This window comes from Sunxiuqinia dokdonensis (genome assembly GCF_001270965.1).
GTDB lineage: Bacteria > Bacteroidota > Bacteroidia > Bacteroidales > Prolixibacteraceae > Sunxiuqinia > Sunxiuqinia dokdonensis.
This window is the reverse complement of the sequence record NZ_LGIA01000195.1, coordinates 12,786-36,179: the sequence shown is the minus strand read 5'-3', so window position 1 is coordinate 36,179 and position 23,394 is coordinate 12,786. Positions and strand designations below refer to the sequence as shown.

21 protein-coding genes are annotated in these 23,394 nt (G+C 49.5%); 18 read left to right on the top strand and 3 right to left on the bottom strand.

Annotated features, from left to right (window positions below; translation table 11 throughout):
• Window positions 1–40: 40 nt before the first annotated feature.
• From NC99_RS18260 to NC99_RS18205, 12 genes are all read left to right on the top strand, one after another.
• Window positions 41–793 (top strand): adenosylcobinamide-GDP ribazoletransferase, encoded by a 753-nt coding sequence (locus NC99_RS18260; protein WP_053187220.1) that lies wholly within the window; start codon window positions 41–43, stop codon window positions 791–793.
• Between the two features lie 233 nt (window positions 794–1,026).
• A complete protein-coding gene (gene cobC, locus NC99_RS18255) occupies window positions 1,027–1,566 on the top strand; it encodes an alpha-ribazole phosphatase family protein (protein ID WP_053187217.1) in 540 nt (179 codons plus the stop codon).
• Window positions 1,563–3,053, top strand: a complete 1,491-nt coding sequence (locus tag NC99_RS18250; protein WP_053187214.1) for a cobyric acid synthase — start codon at window positions 1,563–1,565, stop codon at window positions 3,051–3,053. Before cobC ends, NC99_RS18250 begins: the two co-directional genes overlap by 4 nt.
• Window positions 3,054–3,093: 40 nt before the next feature.
• Complete coding sequence (locus NC99_RS18245) at window positions 3,094–4,197, top strand: DNA alkylation repair protein (RefSeq protein WP_053187212.1); 1,104 nt, start codon at window positions 3,094–3,096, stop codon at window positions 4,195–4,197.
• A 169-nt stretch (window positions 4,198–4,366) separates the two neighbouring features.
• Entirely contained in the window at window positions 4,367–5,287 is a 921-nt protein-coding gene (cbiB, locus tag NC99_RS18240) for an adenosylcobinamide-phosphate synthase CbiB (RefSeq protein WP_053187209.1), read from the top strand.
• A gap of 135 nt (window positions 5,288–5,422) precedes the next feature.
• A complete protein-coding gene (locus NC99_RS18235) occupies window positions 5,423–5,809 on the top strand; it encodes a DUF4296 domain-containing protein (RefSeq protein ID WP_053187206.1) in 387 nt (128 codons plus the stop codon).
• Window positions 5,806–6,300 (top strand): amidohydrolase family protein, encoded by a 495-nt coding sequence (locus tag NC99_RS18230; protein ID WP_053187203.1) that lies wholly within the window; start codon window positions 5,806–5,808, stop codon window positions 6,298–6,300. Before NC99_RS18235 ends, NC99_RS18230 begins: the two co-directional genes overlap by 4 nt.
• 79 nt (window positions 6,301–6,379) lie before the next feature.
• Window positions 6,380–7,159: a radical SAM protein gene (locus NC99_RS18225; protein ID WP_053187200.1), complete on the top strand. Its 780-nt coding sequence runs from the start codon at window positions 6,380–6,382 to the stop codon at window positions 7,157–7,159.
• Window positions 7,160–7,252: 93 nt separating this feature from the next.
• Entirely contained in the window at window positions 7,253–7,942 is a 690-nt protein-coding gene (locus NC99_RS18220) for an SIR2 family NAD-dependent protein deacylase (RefSeq protein WP_053187196.1), read from the top strand.
• 1 nt (window position 7,943) lies between these two features.
• On the top strand, window positions 7,944–8,555 hold the full coding sequence (locus tag NC99_RS18215; RefSeq protein ID WP_157625060.1) for a porin family protein: 612 nt from the start codon (window positions 7,944–7,946) through the stop codon (window positions 8,553–8,555).
• Between the two features lie 144 nt (window positions 8,556–8,699).
• Entirely contained in the window at window positions 8,700–11,051 is a 2,352-nt protein-coding gene (locus tag NC99_RS18210; protein ID WP_053187190.1) for a TonB-dependent receptor, read from the top strand.
• A 5-nt stretch (window positions 11,052–11,056) separates the two neighbouring features.
• Window positions 11,057–11,920: a DUF4249 domain-containing protein gene (locus NC99_RS18205; RefSeq protein WP_053187187.1), complete on the top strand. Its 864-nt coding sequence runs from the start codon at window positions 11,057–11,059 to the stop codon at window positions 11,918–11,920.
• A 20-nt stretch (window positions 11,921–11,940) separates the two neighbouring features.
• Here NC99_RS18205 and NC99_RS18200 read toward each other — a convergent pair whose 3' ends face one another.
• Window positions 11,941–12,636: a ComF family protein gene (locus tag NC99_RS18200; protein ID WP_053187183.1), complete on the bottom strand. Its 696-nt coding sequence runs from the start codon at window positions 12,634–12,636 to the stop codon at window positions 11,941–11,943.
• A gap of 407 nt (window positions 12,637–13,043) precedes the next feature.
• On the opposite strand from NC99_RS18200, the gene NC99_RS18195 reads away from it, so the two are divergent.
• Together NC99_RS18195 and NC99_RS18190 are read left to right on the top strand one after the other, a co-directional pair.
• Window positions 13,044–14,579, top strand: coding sequence for an SUMF1/EgtB/PvdO family nonheme iron enzyme (locus tag NC99_RS18195; protein WP_053187180.1), 1,536 nt, complete (start codon window positions 13,044–13,046; stop codon window positions 14,577–14,579).
• Window positions 14,580–14,591: 12 nt separating this feature from the next.
• Window positions 14,592–15,929 (top strand): Gfo/Idh/MocA family protein, encoded by a 1,338-nt coding sequence (locus NC99_RS18190; RefSeq protein WP_053187177.1) that lies wholly within the window; start codon window positions 14,592–14,594, stop codon window positions 15,927–15,929.
• Window positions 15,930–16,024: 95 nt separating this feature from the next.
• Here NC99_RS18190 and NC99_RS18185 read toward each other — a convergent pair whose 3' ends face one another.
• Window positions 16,025–16,735 carry a DNA alkylation repair protein gene (locus NC99_RS18185; RefSeq protein WP_053187174.1) on the bottom strand — a complete coding sequence of 237 codons (711 nt, stop codon included), beginning with the start codon at window positions 16,733–16,735 and terminating at the stop codon, window positions 16,025–16,027.
• Between the two features lie 116 nt (window positions 16,736–16,851).
• Between NC99_RS18185 and NC99_RS18180 the strand changes: the two genes are divergently transcribed.
• The 4 genes from NC99_RS18180 (at window position 16,852) to NC99_RS18165 (ending at window position 21,752) form a co-directional block, all read left to right on the top strand.
• On the top strand, window positions 16,852–17,439 hold the full coding sequence (locus tag NC99_RS18180) for a non-canonical purine NTP diphosphatase (protein ID WP_053187257.1): 588 nt from the start codon (window positions 16,852–16,854) through the stop codon (window positions 17,437–17,439).
• The gene (porZ, locus tag NC99_RS18175) at window positions 17,436–19,763 is read left to right on the top strand and encodes a type IX secretion system anionic LPS delivery protein PorZ (RefSeq protein WP_053187172.1); all 2,328 of its coding nucleotides are present in this window, start codon (window positions 17,436–17,438) and stop codon (window positions 19,761–19,763) included. The genes NC99_RS18180 and porZ overlap by 4 nt, the downstream gene beginning before the upstream one ends.
• 16 nt (window positions 19,764–19,779) lie before the next feature.
• Window positions 19,780–20,505 (top strand): DNA repair protein RecO, encoded by a 726-nt coding sequence (recO, locus tag NC99_RS18170; protein WP_053187169.1) that lies wholly within the window; start codon window positions 19,780–19,782, stop codon window positions 20,503–20,505.
• An 89-nt stretch (window positions 20,506–20,594) separates the two neighbouring features.
• Window positions 20,595–21,752 (top strand): methionine aminotransferase, encoded by a 1,158-nt coding sequence (locus NC99_RS18165; protein WP_053187167.1) that lies wholly within the window; start codon window positions 20,595–20,597, stop codon window positions 21,750–21,752.
• 20 nt (window positions 21,753–21,772) lie between these two features.
• On the opposite strand, the gene NC99_RS18160 is transcribed toward NC99_RS18165, so the two are convergent.
• Complete coding sequence (locus NC99_RS18160; RefSeq protein ID WP_082326562.1) at window positions 21,773–23,374, bottom strand: amidase; 1,602 nt, start codon at window positions 23,372–23,374, stop codon at window positions 21,773–21,775.
• Between the last annotated feature and the right edge of the window lie 20 nt (window positions 23,375–23,394).

The following is a 23,394-nucleotide window of genomic DNA, read 5'->3' as shown; positions in this document are numbered from 1 at the left end:
CAACTAGGAACTCTAAACCTGAAACTTGAAACTTTTTTAGATGAAAGAACAACTCAACTTATTTCTAACGGCAGTCATGTTTTACAGCCGCATTCCGGTGCCACGGTCGCTGGGCTTTTCCAACGAGCGGCTGAACCGGGCCACCCGCTATTTTCCGCTGATCGGTTGGATCATCGGCGGAATTGGCGCCTTGGTGTTTTATGGTTTGAATTGGATCTTGCCGGTTGAGGTGGCTATCTTTCTGAGCATGATGGCGACCATTTTTGCAACCGGCGCTTTTCACGAAGACGGTTTTGCCGACTTCTGCGATGGATTTGGCGGTGGCTACACCCGCGAAAAGATCTTCACCATCATGAAAGACAGCCGGATCGGAACCTATGGAACCGTCGGTTTGGTTGGCATACTGGGCACCAAATTTCTGGCCTTGCAAAGCCTGCCGCCGCTCACCATTCCACTGGTGCTGGTAGCCGGGCACGCCTTTAGCCGCCTGATGCCGGTGATGATCATCTTCACCAGTTGGTATTCCCGCGAAGACGAACTCAGCAAGACCAAACCCATCGGCAAACGGGGCAAAAATTCCGATTTGGTAGTGGCCGTTTTATTCGGATTGGCACCAGCCGCTTTTCTGCCGTGGCAACTCATGGCCGTTGTTTTGCCCCTTTCGCTGTTGATCACCTTTCTGTTCAAAAAATATATTGAACGGAAAATTGGCGGCTACACCGGCGATTGCCTCGGCGCTTTGCAGCAAATGATCGAAGTGGTGTTTTATTTGTGTTTGGTGGGTATATCATGAAGTACTGAACTTATTTCCCGCAAAGACACAAAGAGCACAATAAATAAGAACTTTTTCAGTGGTGTCCGGTTAAAGTTCCAAATAATGGGCTAAAGCCCCCGGGAGTAACAGGCTTCACTAACCCCAGGCTTAAGCCTGGGGTTAGTGATCGCGCCATCAAGCCGGGGCTTTAGCCCACAAATGTTTTCCCGGACATTACTGATTTTTTAAATTTATCTGTTAAAAACCCAATCTTGAAACTAATCCTTATCCGCCATACCCGCGTAGCCGTTCCGCCCGGCATTTGCTACGGACAATCCGACGTTTCGCTGGCGGATTCGTATGCGGAAGAACTGGAACGGGCAAGGAGCCTGATCGGTGGGCAGTCTTTTGACGCCGTTTTTTCCAGTCCGCTGCTGCGCTGCCGCCAGTTGGCCGAAGATCTGTTTCCCGGCGAGAAAATTGTGCTTGACCATCGGTTAAAGGAGCTGAATTTCGGTGATTGGGAACTTCAGCCGTGGGATCAAATCTATGCCACTTCTGAAGGAAAGTACTGGATGGATCATTACCTGGAAGCACCATGTACTGGCGGAGAGTCGCTACCCGAATTACATGCCCGTGTGTTGAGTTTTATTATGCATTTGGATGATTTATCCTGTCAGCAAATTGCGGTGGTGACCCATGCCGGGGTCATTCGCCTCATCAAATCCATCCTGGAAAAACAAACGATGGATGAAGTTTTTACCACTTTTTCGCCTGAATATGGCGGTGTTTATCAATTTGAAATCAAATGAATCAGAAAAAGCGACTCAAACCCATCCTGTTTGTCGGCACCGGCTCCGACGTGGGCAAGTCGGTGATCAATGCCGCCTTTTGCCGCATCTTCAAGCAGGACGGCTACCACCCTGCCCCTTTCAAAGCGCAAAACATGTCGCTGAACTCGTACGCCAGCGCCGAAGGTTTGGAGCTGGGCCGCGCGCAGGCCGTGCAGGCCGAAGCCTGCGGCATTCCCTGCCTGAGCGCCATGAACCCCATTCTGCTAAAACCAACCAGCGACCAGAAAGCCCAATTGGTGTTGAACGGCAAGCCCATCGGCGACCAATCGGCCCGCGACTATTTCCTGAAAACCGATCGTGAGTTTTTGTTTGCCGAGGCGATGAAAGCCTGGCGCTCGTTGGATTCGCGGTACAACCCCATTGTGATGGAAGGCGCCGGAAGCATCTCGGAAGTGAATCTGTGGGACAAAGACATCACCAACATGCGGGTGGCTTTGGAAACCGGCTCGCCCACCATCCTGATTGCCGACATTGACCGCGGCGGGGTGTTTGGCAGCGTTTACGGCACCATCAAGTTGCTGCCCGAAGCGGAACGAAAACTGATCAAAGGCATCCTGATCAACAAGTTCCGGGGCGATATTAGTTTGTTTGACGATGGGCGCCGGATGCTGGAAGAATTGACGGGAATCCCGGTCATTGGCGTGATCCCTTACTTCCGCGATATTCATATTGAAGAGGAAGACAGCGTAGTGATTGACTACAAGCGGGGCAGTACCGATACCAGCAAAATCAATGTGGCGGTGGTTTTGCTCCGGTACATGAGCAACTTCACCGACTTCAACATGCTGGAACGTATGCCGGAAGTTAACCTGTATTATTCAGCCAATCCAACAGAAATCGCCAAAGCCGATGTGGTGCTGATTCCCGGTTCGAAAAATACCATTTCGGACTTGATTTATTTGCGTGAACGAGGTCTGGCCAAGGCCATCATCCAAGCTGCTGAAGCCGGCAAAGGGGTTTACGGCATTTGCGGGGGCTACCAGATTTTGGGTGAAGAAATCCGCGATCCGGATCAGGTGGAGGGCGACCTGGAAATGATGCCGGGACTTGGCTTGTTGCCGGTTGTCACCACCCTGAGCAAGGAAAAGCGCACCGTGCAAACCCGGTTTCGCTTTCAGCAGCAGAAAGCCTACGGCACGGGCTACGAAATCCACATGGGGCAAACCCGCCTGCTTGGAGGAACCCCGCTCTGCACGCTTGAAGATGGTTCGGCTGATGGCTGCCTGGTGTCGCCCAAATTGTGGGGAACCTACCTGCATGGCATTCTGGATAATCGCGCCGTCGTTGAAGAAATACTGAAAGCCAACCAGCTGCAAGCCGAAGTAGCCCACTTCGACTACAACGCTTTCAAGGAAGAACAGTACAACAAACTGGCCGACCATGTGCGCGCATGTGTGGATATGGACCAGGTGTATTCAGTCTTAGACGGTGAAAGATCATGTTGAAGCTGTCGCACAAGTATAAGTCCTAATAAAAAAGAACGAAATGGATAAATTGAAAGACACCTTGTACGCTCCCGAAATTGTCAGGGAAATAGCTGAATCGTTAAAAACGGTTTACCCTGATTTTTTGGTTGAAGAATTCCTGCGATCTGTTTTTTCGGATTCATGGGAACAACTCGAACTAAAACAGCGCATGAGGCACATCGCTTTGTGCCTGAAACAGTGGCTTCCTGAAAACTACCACGATGCCATTGCCATCATGATCAAGGCCAGTCCGAAAGTGAAGGGTTTGATTGTTATGTCGTTTGCCGACTATGTTGAGCTCTACGGGCAAGGGCATTGGGAGCTTTCCATGCAGGCGCTGGAGGAATTTACCAAAAGTTGCAGTTCCGAATATGCCATCCGCCCGTTCCTTGACCAGGAACCTCAACGGGGCATGCAACAAATGTTGCTATGGGCCGGCCACAAAAATGAACACGTCCGGCGCTTGGCAAGCGAAGGCTGCCGCCCGCGCTTGCCTTGGGCAATGGCGTTGAAGAAATTCAAAAAAGATCCGTCGCCCATTATCCCAATCCTGGAAAAACTGAAAAACGACCCGTCGGAATATGTCCGGAAAAGTGTGGCCAACAACCTGAACGATATCTCGAAAGATCACCCGGAGTTGGTGCTTGGCTTGTGCGAAAGCTGGCAGGGAAAATCGGCCAACACCGACTGGATCATCAAACATGCTTGCCGGACTTTGCTGAAATCGGGCAACAAAAGGGCGATGTTGCTGTTCGGTTTTGGCGACCCCGAACATGTCAATATCCCGCTTTTTGAGGCTGAGGTTGAATCCGCATTCATCGGGGACCAAATCCAACTGAGTTTTCAACTGGACGTGAATGAAAAGCAAAGCAAAAAAATCAGGTTGGAGTACCTGGTTTATTTTGTGAAGGCAAATGGCAAAACTTCACCAAAAGTTTTCCAGATCAGCGAAAAAGCATGGAAGCCAGGGAAACACACCATTGTTTTCAAACACAGCTTTTTGGAACGTACCACGCGGAAACACTTTCCAGGCAAGCACCGGCTTGAGCTGATCGTTAATGGCGAAAAGAAAGCTGAAACAAGCATTCAGCTGAAACCTGCGGGTGAAACTTCAATCAAATAAGAAATGAATGTCTGGATATGGACTCGGTGTATTCAGTTTTGAATGAAAACAAGCAAGCGCGGTAAACGTCATCCCGTCCGGCAATTGCCGGATTGGGATCTGTCAGCTATCAATAGAGATCCTGAAACAAGTTCAGGATGACTCGTAACCAAAATTATCGCTATTATTGATGGACCACACGTACCTGATTCCCCTGCTCATCGGTTTTGCGCTCGACGGCCTGTTAGGCGATCCGCGCTGGCTGCCACATCCCATTCGTCTGTTTGGCTGGCTGATTGCCTGGTTTGAAAAGCACTTGAACCACGGGAACTACCGCAAGTTCAAAGGCGCAACAACTGCTGCCTTTTTGGTTGGAATGAGCTGGCTGCTGTTGTTCTTGCTGTTTCGCAAGCTGGAATCGTTTCCAAGAATTTACCTGATTGCTGCTTCTGTTGGTGTATTTTACGGGCTGGCCAATCGAAGCCTCATCTACGAATCATGGCTGGTGATCCGGGCGTTGAACAACGATGGGCTGGAAGCTGCCCGCCGTCAGTTGAGCTACATTGTGGGACGGGATACGTCGAGTTTGAATGGACAGCAAATCCGCACGGCCGTGTTGGAGACCATGGCCGAAAACCTCAGCGATGGGGTGATTGCCCCGCTCTTCTACTATGCCTTGGGAGGTGTCCCCTTGCTGTTTGCCTTTAAAATGGCCAGCACCCTCGACTCGATGATTGGCTATAAAAACGAACGCTACCAGCACTTTGGCTGGCTGGCCGCCCGGCTCGACGACCTGCTCAACCTGGTCCCGGCGCGCCTCACCGCCCTGTTGATGGTCTTGGTCACCCTCAGTTGGAGCGGCATCCGGCATGTCTTTCAATACGGCCATCAGCACGCCAGCCCCAATGCCGGCTATCCCGAAGCTGCCCTGGCCGGCATCCTCAAATGCCGCTTTGGCGGCCCAAACGTTTATCATGGCAAGCTGGTGGACAAACCGTATATCGGCCATCATGAAAAGGAGATTACTACCCGCGACTTTTGCCTGGCGGTTTATGTCAATGTGGCAAGTGCGGTGGTGATGGTTGGGGGAATTGTCGTGTGCTATTGGTAGCCCCGATAAGCTCCAAAGATGTGGGCATAACCATCTAAAGGGTCCGCTCTTTTCGAATTTTCGATCTTTTTCTGAAGTTAGCTGATCATTTAATGGGATGGAATCCTAACTTTGTGAACGAATTGTTTTGTTGAAATGAAAAGAACAACCCACTACTTTTTACTGATTTTACTTGCTGTTGCCTCGTTTTCGTGCAAAGAGAAGAAGGGATTTCCAAAGCCCGACAACTTAATCAAGGAAAAGCAAATGGTTGACATGCTTTATGATATGCACCTCAACGAAGCGTACGCCAACCAATATCGTTTTGATAAGGAAATCGCCAAACTTGAATCCAAGGACCTGTACTATTCGGTGTTGGAAAAGCATGGCGTGGCCGATTCAGTTTTTGCCCAGTCGGTCGTGTATTATTCGAGTTTGCCTAAAGTATATGAGCGTATTTATCAGCAGGTTGTCGATCGGCTAAACATGCTTCAGGAAGAGGCGAATGAAAAAAAAGAAGTCAACATTCAACCCGAAAAATGAGAAAGTTTGCCGCTCACTTCCTCTTTCCGGGCAACGAAAAACCCATTGCCAAAGGAACAGTCCAGGTCGATTCAAGCGGCTTGATTTTGGACATCATTAAACCAACGGGCCCATTTCGCGAAGAAGCCGGGCTCGAATTTCACAATGGCATCATTTGTCCGGCCTTTGTCAATGTTTACCACGAATTTGAACCGGCAAGGTTCTACCGGAAATTTCCCGCACTCCGCCCCTTCGAGTCGCTTTGTCCCGAGCGCCTCAACACCGAAAAAGACCTGCTGGGTTGGTTAAAAGCCATTCAAATGGACAATCAAAACATCAGCCTCGAGCAACTGATCCGTATCTTCACGCTCGACTCGGCCAAATCCATTTCGCTCGACAAGGAGCTGGGCAGCATCGAAAAAGGCAAACGACCGGGCCTCATGCTCATCTCGGGCATGGACTACCAAAAACTCCGGTTAACCGAAAACAGCCACCTGAAAATGCTGATCTGATTGACGCATTGAAAATCAGAAGTCTGCTGTCCATGGCTAATTCTTTCATTTAATCCTTACTTTTGCTGAAAAATGACGCATGGCAACCTTTCTGTTCGATGAGATTATTTTTGGGCCGGTCAATAGCCGCCGGCTGGGTGTTTCGCTGGGAGTTAACCTGCTGCCAACCGACAGCAAACTGTGTTCGTTCGACTGCATTTACTGCGAATGTGGCTGGAACCCCAAAAAGCGGGAAAAGAAGGCCGAGCTTCCGCCACGCGAAACGGTAGCCGATAAGCTGCGGAGCAAGCTAAAGGCCATGCAGGAAAACGGCCAACTACCCGATGTGATTACCTTCGCGGGAAACGGCGAGCCCACCCTTCACCCCCAGTTTGCCGAAATCATTGACGACACCCTGGCCCTGCGCGACGAATTTGCCCCCAACTGCCGCATCGCCGTATTGTCCAATTCAAGCATGATTCACCGCGAAAGCGTGTTTCAAGCCCTGCTTAAAATCGAAGATAATATCCTGAAATTAGATTCGGCCATCGAAGAAACGGTGCAACTGCTCGATTGCCCCGTTGGCCGTTTCAACCTGCAGGAAACCATCGGACAACTGAAACGCTTCGGGCACCGGGCCATCATTCAAACCCTGTTTGTTCGAGGAACGCATAAAGGGCAAGTGGTCGACAACACCACCGAAAAAGAGCTGACCGCCTGGCTGGAAGCGCTAAAAATCATCCAGCCGGGGCAGGTGATGATTTATACCATTGAGCGCGACACCCCGGCCGAAGGATTGCAGAAAATCACGTTGGAAGAACTGAACGCCATTGCCGCACGCGTGGAGCAAGCCGGTTTCAAGGTGCAGGTTTCGGGCTAATTCCGCAACCTGAACCAGATCCGTCTGCCGCGGCTTCATTTAAATTGCAAAACAAGCCATTTCACCCTATCTTTAAAACCAAAATCAACAATCATGAAGAAAAAACTGGTGGTTTTAACCGGGGCCGGCATCAGCCAGGAAAGCGGCATCCGCACCTTTCGTGATATGGGTGGTTTGTGGGAAGAATACGACATTACCGAAGTAGCCACGCCCGAAGCCTGGGAACGCAACCCGGAGCTGGTGATGAAATTTTACAACGACCGCCGCAAGCAGTTGTACGAATGCGAACCCAACGCCGGTCACCTGGGGCTGGCTGAACTGGAAAACGATTTCGACGTGCAAATCATCACCCAAAATGTGGATGACCTGCACGAGCGGGCCGGCAGCTCAAAAGTGCTGCACTTGCATGGCGAGCTGAAAAAAGTGCGCAGTACCAAATACGAAGAGTTGGTTTATGACTTGGAGGGCTGGGAACTGAAATTTGGCGATCGGTGTGAAAAAGGCTACCAGCTTCGTCCGCACATTGTTTGGTTTGGCGAAATGGTGCCCGCCATGGAAGAGGCCGTGCCCCTGGTGGAGCAGGCCGATATCTTTGTCGTGGTCGGCACCTCGCTCAATGTTTATCCCGCCGCCGGGCTGCTGCATTACACCCGCGACGATGTGCCCTTATTTGTAGTCGATCCCGAGCGTCCGCCAGTCTATCTGCGGAAAGTGACTTTTATTGAAGAAAAAGCCGGGCGGGGTGTCGCCATTCTGAAAGAAAAACTAAAGAAACTGTGCTAAGGTGAAACGGATCTTACTCCTGATATTGATGGCCTTGTCCGCTTTTGCAGCCCAGTCGCAGCGCTTCGAAGGCGGAATTTTGGCAGGCTTCAATGCCTCGCAGGTCGATGGCGACTTTACCCACGGCTACCACAAACCGGGCGTGCTGCTTGGCGGATATGTGCAAACCGACTTGTCGCGCGTGATTTATGCCGGAGGAGAAATTAAATACAGTCAGAAGGGCAGCCGCAAAAATCCGGATACCGAAACAGGCGACCAGGAAAAATACATCATGCGGCTGGGCTATATGGATGTGCCGGTCTATTTGGGATTCCGAACCAGTCGGGCCATTTCGTTTCTGGCCGGGCTTTCGGTGGGCTACCTCATGCACAGCGGCGAGTGGGACAACCATGGGCCGTTTCCACCAGAAGACATCCGCCCATTTAACGAATTCGACTACCAAGCCTTGCTGGGTACCCGCATTGAGCTGACCGACCGGCTGAAATTCGACCTTCGGCTGGCTTATTCTTTCTTAGCTACCCGCGATTTGCCCGGCGAAATCTATTGGTATTGGTGGGACGATCAATACAATAAAGTCATCAGTACCAGCCTTTACTACCGACTGGGTCGCTAAACGGGGTAGTACTTAACAGCTGGCTACCAGCTTTTTGTGAATTTTAATTGTTTTTTCACAAAAAAATTGCAACGTTTTGATACCAAGTGAGTCTTATTGATTAGCCAGAAAACAGTTACGAAACAATTGAAACGTCTTTAAACCATGTTCAGAAATTTTTTTATACTGGCTGTGTCCATTTGCACAGCCGGATCTTTGTTTGCCCTCCCTGATCACGATGAAAAAACCGCCCGCAAAATCATCAGTGGGCACATTAGCGATGCCGAAAGCGGCGAAAGTTTGATCGGAGCCACCTTGCTCGTCAAAGAACTCGGTGTGGGAACCGTCAGCAACAGCTATGGTTTTTATTCCATTGCCGTCCCCGCCGGCACTTACACCCTGGTGTCAAGCTACATTGGTTATCACGATTTTGAAAAAGAAATGGATCTGAGCAAAAGCCAGCGCCTGGAAATCGGACTGATGCCCGAATCGGAGGAGTTGGAGGAAATTCAGGTTCTTGGAGAACGGAAAGACCAAAACATCACCCAAGTGGAAATGGGGGTCGAAAAGTTGCAGACCAAAACCATTAAGTCGATTCCGGCACTGATGGGTGAGGTGGATTTGATTAAGGCCATCCAGCTGTTGCCGGGCGTTCACTCCACAGCCGAAGGTGGCTCTGGCTTCAGCGTTCGCGGCGGCAGTCCCGATCAAAACCTGATCTTGTTGGACGAAGCCACCGTGTACAACGCCTCCCACCTCATGGGCTTCTTTTCGGTATTTAACAACGATGCGATCAAAGACCTTAAACTCTATAAGGGCGATGTACCGGCGCAGTACGGCGGACGCCTGGCTTCGCTGCTGGATGTGCGAATGAAGGACGGCAACGCCAAAAAGTTTGAAGGAACAGGTGGCATTGGAACCATTTCGAGCAGGCTGACCCTGGAAGGCCCGCTGAAGGAGGACCAGACCACTTTGCTGTTGTCGGGAAGGCGCACTTACATGGATTTATTCATGCCCCTGGCATCGGAGGAAGAGGTGAAAGACAGCCGCCTGTATTTCTACGACGCCAGCCTAAAGCTTTCGCACCGCTTCAACGAAAACAACCGTTTGTTTGTAAGCGCTTACCTGGGGCGCGATGTGATGAGAAGCGAATTCTTCCAGATAGGCTTTGGCAATAAAACACTGACCGCCCGCTGGAACCACATTTTCAACCAAAAGCTGTTTATGAACCTGACCGCCGTGTGGAGTCGCTACGACTATGAGCTGGGAACACCGGAAGACGAGCCCGATTCGTGGATCTGGGAGTCTGACCTGGAAGATTTGGGACTAAAAGCCGATTTTGGTTATTACATCACTCCGGAGCATTCGTTGAAGTTTGGACTGCAAAGCTTTCACCATGCCTTCAATCCCGGTATGGCCATGGGCGTTGGCGACCAATCCTTTTTTGGCGAATACCTGGTTGGCAAAAATTACGCCTTGGAGCATGCCGGCTACCTTTCGCACCAACATCAGCTGGGTGACAAGCTGGTCATGAAATATGGGGTCCGCGTCTCGCTTTTTCAGAATATTGGCAAGGGAACGGTGTACGACTACGATGACAACTATGCCGTGGTTGATTCCACCACTTATGCTTCGGGCGAGGTGTATCAGAACTACTGGGGCGTGGAGCCGCGATTTGGTATCAACTACCTGGTTGCCCCCGACTGGTCAATCAAGTTTAACTACAACCGCTCGCAGCAAACCATTCAGCAGGCCTCCAACTCGGCGGCCGGCAGTCCGCTCGATATTTGGTTTCCAGCCAGCCCCAATATCAAGCCACAGCTTGCCGACCAATTTGCCCTGGGCGTGTTCCGGAATTTCCAGAACGACTGGTACCAGGCCTCGGTGGAGGTGTACTACAAAGACATGCAAAACACGATCGACTTTGCTGACCACGCCGACCTGCTCCTGAATAAATACCTGGAAGGCGAATTGAGGGTGGGCGATTCAAGAGCTTACGGGGCCGAGTTCCTGCTCAAGAAAACCGAAGGCAACCTGACCGGCTGGCTGGGGTATACCTTGTCGCGCACCGAACGTACCATTCCCGAAATCAACAACGGCAAAACCTATGTCGCCCCTTTTGATAAGACACATGACATCAGTACCGTGCTGAATTACCGGTTAAACCGGCGGGTATCACTGTCGGCCAACTGGATTTATTCCACCGGGCAGCCGGTCACCCTGCCGGTTCAGCGTTACGAAATCAATGGTACGGTCCTGCCCTATTATTCCGAGCGCAATGGCGCCCGCTACGACGACTATCACCGGCTAGACCTGGCCCTGACCTTGCAGGGACGGAATAAGAGAAACCGGGCCTGGAGCGGCGAGTGGGTGTTCTCCATCTACAATGCCTACAGCCGTAAAAATACCTGGGCTTTGAATTTCGTTCAGGATACCGAAAATCCAACGGAAACCTACGCGGAAAAAACCTACCTCTTCCCCATTATTCCGGCAGTAACCTATAACTTCAAATTTTAAATCAGATGAAACGCAAGCATATTCTTTTCTACCTACTAATTGGAACCCTGCTATTCTCCTGCACCGAGCGGGTGGATTTTGAACTGGATGAAGCCGGCGAGCCCCGACTGGTTGTCTTTGGCGAAATTACCAGCGACACGATGGCTCATGCGGTCAGCCTGAGTAAATCAGCTCCTTATTTTTATAACCAGCCACCTCAAATGGTTTCCGATGCACAACTGACCCTTTTTGATGGGGTTGAATCTATTGTCCTTTCGGAAGACCCCGAGCGCCCCGGGGTGTATCTAACCCCCAATGATTATAGCGGTGTTGTTGGTCGCAGCTACCGGCTCGATATTGCCGGTGTTGACATCAACGCGGACGGGGAGGCGGAAACGTATTATGCCGAAACAGAAATGAGGGCAACGGCACCGGTTCACGGAGTCGGCGTGGTGTACAATGCCAGTTGGGACGGCTGGGAAGTTGGTGTTTTTAGCCAGGATCCTTCGGAAACCGAAGATTACTATCTGTTTAAAATCTATCGAAACGGCGTGCTTTATACCGATTCCATTCACAATTACCGGGTGGTGGACGATCGCTTTTTCAACGGAAATGAAATTACCGGGGCCTACGTGCAGTACTTCGATGAAGAGAAAGACGAAATTGTTGAGGAAGGCGATACGATTACTTTGGAAATGGCGGGAATAACAAAAGCTTACCACGACTTCATTGTTGGGGTAAACATTGAAACCGGGCCCAAGGCACCACTTTTTAGCGGACCTCCGGCCAACATTCCCGGTAATATCAGCAACGGGGCGCTGGGCTTCTTTGCGGTCATGGAAGTTGCGCGGGGTTCGACGGTATACAATGGCGCGGTTGTACATGATTGAGGCCAAATTCTCCATGTGGCTCAGGCAATGGCCAAAGTGAGAACACTGATCCGGGCCTGGCAGCGCTTCTGAATGGTGGCGGCACAGGCTTCAAGCGTGGCTCCGGTAGTCACCACGTCGTCAATCAGCAGGATGTGTTTCCCGTCAAAAGCTTCGGGATGGGTCAATTCAAAAATCGACTCCACATTTTCCCAGCGTTCCCAGCGTGTTTTTCTGGTTTGGGTGCTCGAAAACTGTTTCCGAACAAGCGAGTGGTTGTCAATCGGGATACCCGATTTTTCAGACAAGCCTTTTGCCAAATGGTAGCTTTGGTTGTACCCGCGTTTGCGTTCTTTTTTGGGATGAAGCGGCACCGGGCAAATCAAATCGATGGATTGTAACAGTTCAGAATCCCGAATCTCCAAAGCAAACTGCGCACCCAGGTACTCGCCCAACTCTTTCATTCCCCGGTATTTTAGGTAATGTAGAATTTTTTGGTACGAACTGCCTTTTTTGAAATCGAAATAAGCCGTAGCCCGTTCCACTTGTACCCTTCCGTAAAACAGCTGCTCCATCGGATTTCCGGCTGTTTCATGATAATTTGTTCGTGGCAAGTGCAACAGGCACTTCAAACAAATATACTTTTCGCTCGAAATCAGCTTTTGTCCGCACACCAAACAAAGGCGCGGGTAAAACAACTCGAGAAAGGCGTGCAGATACGTGAACTTTTCAGACATGAATTCACAATTTTCAGAAAAAGATACGGCAAAATGATGAATCTTTAGTTAATGATCAGATCATATCCCAAAACTATATTTCATAATGGGTTAACAGCATGATCATTTTAAGGTGATTCGTATCCCGGAATTAGCTTGTAATTTTATTTCAGAAAAAATAAACGATTGACAACGCATACGACATTAAAAGAAAGAAAATAAGCCCTTTAAATTTCTCAACACACGGCGCGTTTTAACGGGATTATTTTCCGCTCTTCCCTTTCTCGCTTTCCCTTCTTCCCAAAAAGGTTGCTTCCCGGCAGCCTTTATTGTTTCAATTTTTTAGTCTAATCGTATTTTTAGAACATGTTTTTGCTAAATTTGTCAGCATGCTACTCAATTTACAAACCAACTAAACGATTGCGACAATGGCTGGAAAGCTTCGAAAATTCTTCCAAGAAAAGATTCTCTTCGTACTTTTTATTGGATTTGCCTTCGGAATTCTATTTCTGATTGCCTTTAACAAAACGGTTGAATACACCTCGACAAACGAATCATGCGAGGCATGCCACATTCATCCACACGTCACGGAATCCTGGAAACTCTCAACGCATTACGATAATAAACACGGGATACAGGTTAACTGCGTGGATTGCCACTTGCCACCCAAAGGCGAAGGTTATCTGCCAGCAAAGATTCGTGCTTCGGCCATCGATATTTATGGCTACCTGTTTAAAGATCATGAAAGTTTCAATTGGGAAGCCAAATCGACGGTGGAGCAAGCCCAGCATTTTACCTACGAAGCTTCATGTGTGAAATGCCATGCCAACCTATTTCCACTTCAATTGACCAAAGAAGGTCAGGATGCCCACCTGTATTACTCACAAAACCAGGAGGAATTGCGCTGCATCAACTGCCACCTGCATGTCGGACATTTCGATCCAAACGCCAAACACGAAAGCAATATTGGTTTTGGAAAGGAAATGCAAGCCAATATTAAAATATATGAAGAACCCACTCCGGTTGACAAACACGAAGATTTTACAGAAAAAATTCCGGCGACACCGGTTGATTTTGAGATGGTAGCCATCCCCGGAGGAACTTTCAAAATTGGAAGCCCGGCCGATGAACCGTACCGGGACGAAGATGAAGGTCCCCAAAAAGAAGTGCAAATCAGCCCGTTTTTTATGGGTAAAGTGGAAGTAAGCTGGAATGAGTACCTGGCATTTTACAGCCAAACCGGCGCCGAAGGAAGAAGTACCGATACCGAAGGCTCGCGCACTGAGGATGATGTAGATGCCATTACGGGCCCAACTCCGCCTTATGGACAACCCGATCAAAACTGGGGACTGGGCGATCGTCCGGCCATTACCATGCGCCACAAAGCCGCACAGGTGTATTGCGAATGGCTGTCGAAAGTGACCGGAAAAACTTATCGCCTGCCCACCGAAGCTGAATGGGAATATGCTTGCCGCGCCGGCACCGAAACACCGTACTTTTTCGAAGGCGACCCAAAAGACTTTTCCAAAACCAAGCTGTGGAATAAACTGTTTGGAGCCGACACAACCAATATCAATTCCTATGTGGTTTATGATGAAAACAGCATGGCAAAGACGCAGCCGCCATCGGCCGTACGCCCGAATCCGTTCGGCTTGAAGAACATGCTGGGCAACGTAGCCGAATTTTGTCAGGATTGGTACGCACCCGACGCATACAGCTTGTTGACGGATGGCGTAAAAGATCCGAAAGGGCCAGTCAGCGGAACAGAATATGTGGTTCGCGGCGGCTCATTTAAAAGTGCCGCCGAAGAGGTTCGCTCCGCTGACCGTGATTATACCAAAACGGAGGCCTGGATGAAAACCGACCCGCAAATGCCTAAAAGTATTTGGTGGTATTCTGATGCAACCATGGTTGGCTTCCGGGTGGTTTGTGAATTTGATGAGAATACAGGAAATCATAACTAAATCAATAAGATCATGACCGAAAAATCAAATTTCTCAAGACGTAGATTTTTAACAAACGCCGCAGCCATAGGTGCCGTGGGCGTAATTGGAGCCAACGCATTGGTTTCGTGTGCTGAAAAGAAAAAAACAGTTGAATTGAACCTGCCACCATTGTTGGATCAAGCTCCGGACGGCGCTCCGCTGAAAGCTGGGTTAATTGGCTGTGGCGGCCGCGGTTCGGGCGCTGCCCTCGACTTTTTAAATGCTGGTCCCAACCTGACCATCCATGCCCTGGGCGATGTGTTCCAAGACCGGATTGACGATTGCCGTAACAAACTGAAAAACCAGGCCAACAATGAAGTGGCCGATGAAAATATTTTCGTTGGATTTGATGCCTTCGAAAAAGTAATTGACTCGGGTGTTGACGTGGTCATTCTAGCTACGCCTCCGCATTTCCGTCCCGAGCATTTTGCCGCAGCGGTACAAGCCCGCAAGCACGTGTTTATGGAAAAACCGGTGGCCGTTGATCCGGTTGGCATCCGTTCGGTGATGGCAACAGCCAAAAAGGCCGAATCGCTTGGGTTGAAGATTGTGGGTGGCACCCAGCGTCGTCACCAGCGCGATTACATTGAAGTGTACAAGCAAATTGCCAACGGAGCCATTGGCGACATCGTAAGCGCCAACTGCTACTGGAACCAGTCGAAACTGTGGCACCGTAACCCCAATGCTGACTGGACGGAGATGGAATTTATGATCCGCGACTGGGTAAACTGGCTGTGGCTGTCGGGCGACCACATTGTGGAGCAGCACATTCACAACATCGACGTAATTAACTGGTTCTCGGGCAAGCACCCCACCAAAGCGGTTGGTTTTGGCTCACGCCAGCGTCGTGTAACCGGCGACCAGTACGACAATTTCAGCATCGACTTCACCTACGACGATGGCATGCATACCCACAGCATGTGCCGCCAGATTAATGGTTGTGCCAACAATGTTTCTGAATTCGTGATGGGCAGCAACGGATCGTCGAACTGTCAAAACAAGATTTGGGATGCCAACGGAGCCGAGCTTTTTGCCTATGCTTATCCAACCGAGGAAAGCGGTGTACGCGAAATCAGTCCGTACGTACAGGAGCACATTGACTTGGTGACTTGTATTCGCGAAAACATTCCGGTGAACGAAGCCGAGCAAATCGCCATCACCAACATGTGTGCGATTATGGGCCGTGTTTCGGCTTATACCGGCAAGGAAGTGACCTTTGATGAAATGATGAACTCAGATATGAAACTGGGTCCTGACACTTACATTATGGGTGAAGTGGGTATTGTTGACAATGCCACGGTTCCTGTTCCCGGTGAAGCTGCGGAATAAATCATTCAAACAGTATATGGAAAGGGGTGTTCATTGATTTGAGCACCCCTTTGCTGTTTTTACATAGCCTCTTCTCCTGCCCTTAACCCAATCGCCTAGCCATTTTTTCTGCCGGTTTCGAGTTTGGTGGTCACCTCGCGACGAACCCGTGCGTGCAGGCGATCGCCATGCTTTTTTATAAACTTCGCCACGGCATGACTGTCTGATTTAGACAGTTCGCGTAGTGCCCACGAAAGCGCCTTGACCACCATATCGTCGCGGTCGTCAACCACCTGCTCACAAATCATGATGGTTCGTTCTGCATCACCGGTACCACCTTTCGAACGCAAGTTGAGCGGAACAGTGCAAACGACTGCTACACGCCTCATCCAGCGGTTATTACTTTTCAGCCAGGCCAGAATTTGTTGATCCGACAGCGTACCTTCCCGCCAGTGCCAGCCGGCAATCATCGTCGAATAAGTGTCGGTCGAAGCCCAGTTATCCAAGCCGCGCCCTAAGGCTAAAATTTGTCCTTCATTCAGCGCCTTCAGCAGCTTTTTGTTCTTCCAAAGCAATTCGTAAGCAAAGATTTGACATTCGAAGATTCCCGCCTGGCTAAGTGCGATGGCCAGATCAACCCATCGCGCAACGGTCAGGTCGTGCAGAATGTCAGTCCAGTTGTTTACTGCTTTCCGCAGTTGTGCCGCATTCACTCCCAGCCACGTCAAGTTGGTCTTAAAAGTGGGCACACCCAAGGTTTTGTGCCGTACATTGGCAACCGTTTTTAAATCCTCGCAGATCAGATCGATGATTTCTGTATTGGTCATTGGAAGGTTTTTGTAAATTTGACTTCGTTAAAAGTAAAAAGAAATAAAACACAAGGCGATTGGAGCATGATCAAATTCAGCTCGAATCAACCTTCAATCAAAATAAATTACGATTCATGGAACTTGTTTTTGCAACCAACAACCCCCATAAACTCCGCGAACTTCAGCAACTGCTGGGCGACGAAATTCATTTACTCAGTCTGAATGACATTGGCTGTGATGAAGAAGTACCCGAAAACCAGGATACGCTGGAAGGAAATGCCGCGGAAAAGGCCTTCTTCATTTTTGAAAAGTACAGCTACAACTGTTTTGCCGATGATACCGGCTTGGAAATTGACGCACTCAATGGCGAGCCGGGCGTCTATTCGGCGCGCTATGCCGGCGAGGAGAAAAGCGCCGAAGCCAACATGGCCAAGGTGCTGAAAAAAATGACTGAGATAAGCAACCGCAAAGCCCGCTTTAGAACCGTTATTTCGCTGGTGATTGATGGAAAGGAAAACCAGTTTGAAGGTTTTGTTGATGGTGAGATCTTGCACAAAAAGCGCGGAGCAGAAGGCTTCGGGTACGATCCCATTTTTCAGGCCGAAGGCACCACGCAGTCTTTTGCTGAAATGAATTCAGAACAAAAGAACCAGTTGAGCCATCGCGGACGGGCGGTTGAAAAGCTGGTTCGCTATTTGAAATCGTTGAACTTAAGCTTATGATACGCGGCTTGGTATTCGCTTTTTTCATGTGCTTTTCGCTTGGGTTAACGGGTCAGGTTGGCGTTGGACAGTGGACGGATCATTTGTCCTACGCCTCGGCACAGCAAGTGATTGAAGCCAAAAGCAAAATCTATTGCCTGACGAGCGGTGGCCTGTTTACCTACTCGCGCTCCGACAACAGCCTGCGAAAGTTAAATCAGATCAATGGTTTGTCGGATATTCAGCCTCGGGTGCTGGGTTATGGAGCCGATGCCGGTGTGGTGTTGGTTGCCTACCAAAGCAGCAACCTCGACCTGATTGGTGAGCGGGAGATTTTCAATCTTTCCGACATCAAACGCAAGCAAATTCAGGGTGACAAAAACATATACAACATCCTGGTGGTCGGGCAAACAGCCTACTTGTCGTGCGGATTTGGTATTGTGGCGGTCAATCTCGAAAAGCGGGAGATCAAGGATACCTATTACATTGGCCCGGACGGATCGCCGGTTGTGGTGTTGGACATGACTTTTGACGGAACCTATTTGTATGCTGCAACTGCCGACGGCATTTTCATGGCCGACATCAACTCGGCAAATTTGCAGGATTTTAACAACTGGGCGAAAATTGAGACCATTCCGCATGCCGATGGCCGCTTTAGTCAGCTCGAGTTTTTCAATGGCCATGTGGTTGCCTGCTATGCTGATGAAGTGAATGATCAGCAGGAATTGTACCGAAACAACGGGAATGGCTGGGAACGATACCTACCGTCGATCAGTACCGTCACCAAACTCCGGGCGTGCAACAACCAGCTGCTGGTTGCCCAAGGCGATCAACTTCAAGCTTACGACACCAATGGCAACTTAATCGAACAGGTCAGCAGCTATTCCTTTTCAGGAAGTACCATTTCAGGTATCAACATTCAGGACGCCGCTTGCGACGAAGCCGGGCAGCTTTGGATTGCCGATGCCCGTTACGGATTGGTCAAAAATTCGGGCAACAGCTTTGAGCTTGCTGTTCCCAACGGGCCGGTTGACAACCGCGTTTTTTCGCTGCATGCCAGCAAAGGCGATATTTGGATGACCTCGGGCGGACGCACAGATGCCTGGAACAATGTTTTCAACCACCCGCAAGCCCATGTGTATCGCAACGGAAACTGGCATGTTTTTAACCAACGAACGCATACCGGCTTGAGTGATTTTCATGATTTGGTGACCGCGGCCATTGATCCCACCGACCCGGATCATGTTTATTTTGGATCGTGGGGAGGCGGCCTTGTGGAGCTTCGGGGGAACGAAATTATCAACCGATACACGCAATTCAACAGCTCGTTGCAAACCGCTTTGCCGGGAGATGCCAATCCCAACTATGTGCGCATTGGCGGACTCGCCTTCGACTCGAAAAACAACCTGTGGATGACCAATTCCCTGGTTGGTGAGCCGCTTTCGGTTTTAAAAACTGATGGAAACTGGGAGTCATTTCCACTCGGAGATCTTGGCGGAATCGACGTAGGAGAAATGGTGATGACGGAGAACGACGACCAATGGATTGTCCTGCCACGCGGACGCGATTTGTACGTCCGTAAGGCGGATGGTTCCGATGAAAAACATTTGCCGCTAATTGCCTATTTCAACAGTGGCGATCGGGAGGAATTTTTCAGAATGAATGACGTGTATTCCATTGCGATTGATCACGATGGCGTGATTTGGGTGGGGACATCGCAGGGCGTGGCTGTTTATTTCGATCCGGAATCCATTTGGGAGCAAAGCCCATTTTACGCCTCGCAGCCTGGGTTGGATCTGAATGATGGAATTTATCATCCGCTGCTGAGAGGGGAAACCGTGACCGCAATCGCGGTGGATGGTGCCAACCGGAAATGGCTGGGGACAAAGAACTCGGGCATTTTTCTGGTTTCCGAAGATGGACAGAAAGAGTTGAAAAGTTTTAACGAGGCCAACAGTCCATTACTATCCAACACCATCCAGACGATCGCCATCAATGAAAAATCGGGCGAAGTGTTTATAGGAACACCCGGGGGCATCATTTCCTACCGGGGCGAAGCCATTGCCGGGGCCAATGAATACTCGGACGTGTATGCTTTTCCCAATCCGGTTCGGCAGGACTACGATGGCGACATTGTCATTACCGGTTTGATTACTGATACGGACGTGAAAATCACCGACATCAGCGGGAACTTGATTTATCAAACCACTTCGCTGGGCGGACAAGCCATTTGGAACGGGAAAAACCTGAATGGCAAGCGGGTCAGCACCGGGGTGTACCTGGTGTTCGGAAACGACCAGTCGGGTGAAAAAACCTTCACCACCAAGATTCTTTTTATTCATTAAAAGGAGGTAACAAATTGTGCTTGAAAAAACTCGTGGCATCTATTTGCATCACATCAATTATTCGGAAACCAGCATCATTGCACGTATTTATACCGAGCGGTTTGGTATTCAGTCGTACCTGATCAATGGGGTGCGAAAAAGAAAATCGACCTTCAAAAAAAATCTTTTTCAACCTTTGTTTTTGCTCGATTTGGAGGTGTATTACCGCCCCGGTCGCGACTTGCAACGCCTGAAGGAAGCCCGGCTGACAGTGCCTTTTGAGCACCTTCCCTTCGATATTGTTAAAAGTTCGCTGGCCATCTTTCTTTCCGAACTTCTGTTAAAATGCCTGAAAGAGGAAGAAGCCAACGAGGAGTTGTTCGATTTTTTGTTTCATGCCATTGCTTTGCTGGATTTGAAGAAAGATGGAATTGCCAATTTTCACCTGGCTTTTCTGTTTCATCTCAGCCGCTTTTTAGGTTTTTCGCCGCAGGCTTCCAATCATCACCAAACCCAGTTTTTTAATCTCAACACCGCTTCATTCTCAGCAAGCGAACCACAGTATCATCAATTTATGGATGCTGAAACAACAGCCAGCTTTAAGCAGTTGTTTCAGTTTGATCTGGGCAAGATTGAGCTCTTGAGTTTCAACAACCGTCAACGGGCCAATCTGCTCGCTCAGCTGTTGAAGTATTATCAAATTCACATGGATTTGGCCGGCGACTTTAAATCGTTGGCTGTTTTAAAAGAAGTACTGTCATAGCAATCCATGAAGAATAATTCCTTAATTTTGACGAAACGCCTCGTGGACTATCAGCTGTTTTGTTAATTTTGCCAACTTATAGTTTTGTTATGGTGCAATCGAAATTACCCAATACAACGACAAGTATGTTTTCATCCATCTCCCGATGGATTGACGAATCCGGAGCCATTGATATGGGCATTGGAGGCACTGATTTTAAATGTCCACAGAAGTTAATTGACCTGGCTTCCAAGTATTTCAACGATGGCTATAACAACTATGCACCGCTGGAAGGAATCTTGCCGTTACGACAGGCCATAAGCCATATTGTGAGGGCAAACTACGGACAGGTTTATGATCCGAAAACCGAGATTACCGTCACAGCCGGAACCATACAAGCCATCCACACCGCCATTAGCACCGTGGTGAAAGATGATGATGAAGTTATTGTTTTCGAACCGGCATTCGAATCATTTGCACCCTCCATCATTCTGAATGGAGGACGTCCGGTGTATGTAAAACTGAAAGCACCCAGCTTTAAAATTGACTGGGAAGAGCTTCGAAAAATGGTGACCTCGAAAACCCGGATGATCATTCTCAACTCACCCCATAACCCCACAGGATCAGTCCTGTCTGAAAACGATCTGTTTCAGTTGCAGCGATTGACCAATGGAACGAACATCACCATTTTAAGTGATGAGATTTTTGAGTCGATGATTTTTGATAATCAGACCCACCAAAGTGTGTCGCGCTACGAAAAACTGCTGGAAAGGAGTTTTGTCATTTCATCATTTGGTCCGCTGTACAACATCAATGGCTGGGGAATATCTTATTGTTTGGCGCCCGAAAAGTTGATGCGCGAGTTTCGGAAAATACACCAAATCCAGGTTTACAACGTCAATACGCCGTTGCAGCACGCCCTGGCCGAATACCTGCCAGGCAACCACAATTTCGAAGAAGTCTCGGAACTTTACCAAGGAAAGCGAAATTATTTCAACCGCTTGCTCGAAGGCAGTCTTTACGAAGTGATTCCGGCGCAGGGAGGTTATTTTCAGTTGCTCGATTATTCCAAAATTTCGGATGAACCGGATGTTGAGTTTGCCGAACGCCTGGCGCGTGATTATGGTGTCGCTACGGTTCCATCCTCTGCCTTCTACCACGAAAAAAGCCGGCTACCGCTCATTCGGGTGTGTTTTGCAAAAGACAATGAAAAACTGGAACGCGCCGCTGAAAAACTGCTAAAGGTTCCATCAACGACTGATTTCTAATCTGGCCATAAGTCGAAACATCAAGCCATTGTGTTCTTGAATCCCGGTGCTTTACGATGTTGGGTCACTTGCTCATAGGCGTAGGCAATCTTTAACAAAACCGGTTCGCTCCAGGCCCGGCCAAAAAAGGAAATGCCAACCGGCAAGCCATGCACATATCCAGCCGGAACGGTCACGTTCGGGTAGCCCGAAACAGCCGCAGCATCGCTACTTCCACCGATAAAATGATCACCATTCACCAAGTCGATCGGCCAGCTGGGGCTGTTGGTGGGAGCAATCAAGGCATCCAACCGGTGTTCATCCATCAGCTTGTCGATTCCTTCGCGGCTTTTCGACTTGGAAGTCTTTAAGGCTTCCAGGTAGCCCGGATCGTCCAGGCCCGTGGTCTTGTCCGCTTCTTCAAAAATCTCTTGGTCAAACCACGGCATTTCCTTGTCAGCATTCGCCTTGTTAAATTGGATGATTTCAGCCAGTGTTTTTACCTTGATGTCGGTTCGACTGGCCAGATAGCTGTTCAGATCAGCTTTCAACTCGGTAATCAAAACGGTCCATTCAGCTTGGCCCCATTCGTTGCGGCCTTCAATTGTCAGATCGGCGATCATTTCAGCTCCTGCGTTTTTCATATCCTCAATCGCTTTTTCCATCAGCTTGTCCACTTCAGAATGAAAGCCAAAGAAATTGCTGGCCACGCCTATACGCGCTCCTTTCAATCCATCCCGATCCAGAAACTGGGTGTAGTCGCTGTAAACCTTTCCCTTGGACAAGTTGGTTGGCGTATCGTTCGCGTCAAATTCAGCCAGCGCGCCCAGCAAAAGGGCGGCGTCTTTTACGGTTCGTGCCATGGGGCCAGCGGTATCCTGGCTATGCGAGATGGGAATAATACCGTCGCGGCTCCACAGGCCTACGGTTGGTTTAATGCCAACCAGGCCATTGATACCCGAGGGACAAACGATGGAGCCATCGGTTTCGGTGCCAATGCCAATCACACTGAGGTTGGCCGAAACGGCCGCACCTGTTCCCGAGCTGGAGCCGCAGGGGCTTCGATCCAAACAATAGGGATTGTGCACTTGACCGCCACGGGCGCTCCAGCCACTTGATGAGCGAGTTGAACGGATGTTGGCCCATTCGCTCAGGTTGGTTTTTCCAAGCAGCACAGCGCCGGCCTTGCGAAGCTTTCTGACGACGAAAGCATCATCGGGTGCACTTGACCCCATCAGCGCGAGTGATCCTGCTGTGGTCATCATCTGGTCGCCGGTGTCAATATTATCTTTAATGAGGATCGGAATACCGTGCAAGGGCCCGCGAAGCTGGCCTTCCTGTCGTTCGCGGTCGAGCTGAGCGGCAATTTTCAGGGCATCGGGATTCAGCTCAATGACAGAATTCAGTATTGGATCAACCACATCAATCCGGTCGAGATATTGCTGACAAAGTGAAACCGCAGTCAATTCACCATCGGCCATTTTCTGTTGCAACTGTTCAATGTCAATTTCATTCCAGGCAAAATCGGCCGGCTGTGTTCCTGAATCTTCCGCTTTTTCGGAAATTTGGCAAGCTGAAAGCCCAACCATCGACATGGCGGAACCTCCAGCCAATGCCGATTTCATAAAATAACGTCGTTTCATGAATACCCTTTTCTAAATTT